We start from the raw sequence: 1,767 nt of genomic DNA, 5'->3' as shown, positions 1-1,767 counted from the left end.
GTGCTCGGCGACTTCTGGGGCTACGTCGGGCAGATGGTGAAGGCCGGGCTGGTCACCACGCCGGCGCTGTGGATCATCGCGGCGGCCGCGGTGGCGCTGTTCGGGCTGGTGCCGAAGTGGACGTCGGCGGCGTACGGGGTGTACGGCGTGCTGGTGTTCATCGCGTATCTGGGGCCGTTGATCAACACCGGGCAGTGGTTCCTGGACCTGACGCCGTACACGCACATCCCGAAGGTGCCCGGCGGGGCGTTCCACTGGGCGCCGCTGGTGTGGATGACGGCGGTCGCCGCGGTGCTGACCGTCGCGGGGCTGGTCGGCGTGCAACGCAGGGACGTGTCGTCGGCGTGAGATCTGCTACCGTTGATCACATGAAGCGCGCCATGCAGACGACGACGCCGGACACCGTCCCGGCGCGCTGATTCCTGAACCAGCAAACGAAGCCCCGGGGCGAGTGCCCCGGGGCTTCGTCGTTCTCCCGGGACCTCGCCCCTCCCATCTGACGCGAGCGAGGAGAGGTCCCATGAGCGAGGTCCAGCACGAGATCCAGCACGAGATCCAGCACGACCACCGCAGGCTCGGCCGCGAGCTCGGGCTGTTCGACACCGATCCGCTGATCGGCGCCGGGCTGCCGTACTGGCTCCCGGACGGCGCGGTCGTACGCCACACCGTCGAGGAGTACATCCGCTCCGTCGAGCGCCGCGCCGGATATCAGCACGTGTACTCGCCGGTGCTCGGCAAGCGTGAGCTCTACGAGATCTCCGGCCACTGGCAGCACTACAGCGACGACATGTTCCCGCCGATGGACCTGGGCGCCGAGCAGGTGGTGCTGCGGCCGAGCCTGTGTCCGACCCACGCGCTGATCTACCGCTCCCGCGCGCACAGCTACCGCGAACTGCCGTTGCGGATGGCCGAGATCGGCGGCATGTACCGCTCGGAGATGTCCGGGGCGCTCGGCGGGCTGACCCGGGTGCGGGCCATCACCCTGAACGACGCGCACATCTTCTGCACCCTGGACCAGGTCCCGGCCGAGGCGCAGGCCGCCTTGCGGCTGATCCGGGACGCCTACGAGGCGCTCGGGATCGAGGCCGCGCGGTTCCGGCTGTCGCTGCCGGGGCCGGGCGGGAAGTACGTCGACAAGCCCGAGATGTGGGAGCGGGCCACCCGGATGCTGCGCGAGGTGCTGGACGCCTCGGGGCTGGAGTACGAGGAGGCCGAGGGCGAGGCGGCGTTCTACGGGCCGAAGATCGACGTGCAGATCGCCGACCCGGCCGGGCGCGAGTCGACCCTGTCGACCGTGCAGATCGACTTCCACCAGCCGGAGCAGTTCGGGCTGGAGTACATCGGCGCCGACGGGGCGCGGCACCGGCCGGTGATGGTGCACCGGAGCATCGTGGGCAGCCTGGAGCGGGTGATGGCGCACCTGATCGAGCAGCACGGCGGGGCGTTCCCGGCCTGGCTGGCCCCGGTGCAGGTGGCGGTGCTGCCGGTCGGGGAGGACGAGGCGGGTGCCGCGCGGGAGTTCCACGAACTGTGCCTGGACCTCGGGCTGCGCTCGGAGGTGCTGGACCCGGAGCGTGGGAGCCTCGGGGCGCGGATCCGGGAGGCGCGGCTGGTGCCGTACCAGGCGGTGATCGGGGGCCGGGAGGCCGCTGCGGGGGCGGTGGCGATCCGGCTGCGGGACGGCCGGAGGCTGGAGCCGATGTCGGTCGCCGAGGCGGGGAAGCGGATCGGGGAGCGCGTGGCGGCTCGGGGGAGGGTGCTGTGGGT

The 1,767-nt window shown here is 71.6% G+C and carries 2 protein-coding genes; both read left to right on the top strand.

All coding sequences use genetic code 11. From position 1 onward, the window contains the following. Positions 1–348 (top strand): efflux permease Rv1217c-related protein (locus GWK61_RS54395; protein ID WP_499704283.1); only part of this gene is annotated, 348 nt, incomplete at its 5' end. A 172-nt stretch (positions 349–520) separates the two neighbouring features. Further along, positions 521–1,767 (top strand): threonine--tRNA ligase (thrS, locus tag GWK61_RS54390; RefSeq protein ID WP_194922260.1); only part of this gene is annotated, 1,247 nt, incomplete at its 3' end.

Origin of the sequence: Catenulispora rubra (assembly GCF_015356825.1) — a bacterium.
GTDB lineage: Bacteria > Actinomycetota > Actinomycetes > Streptomycetales > Catenulisporaceae > Catenulispora > Catenulispora rubra.
Note: the sequence above shows the minus strand (reverse complement) of the source record. Positions and strands in the feature narration are given on the sequence as shown.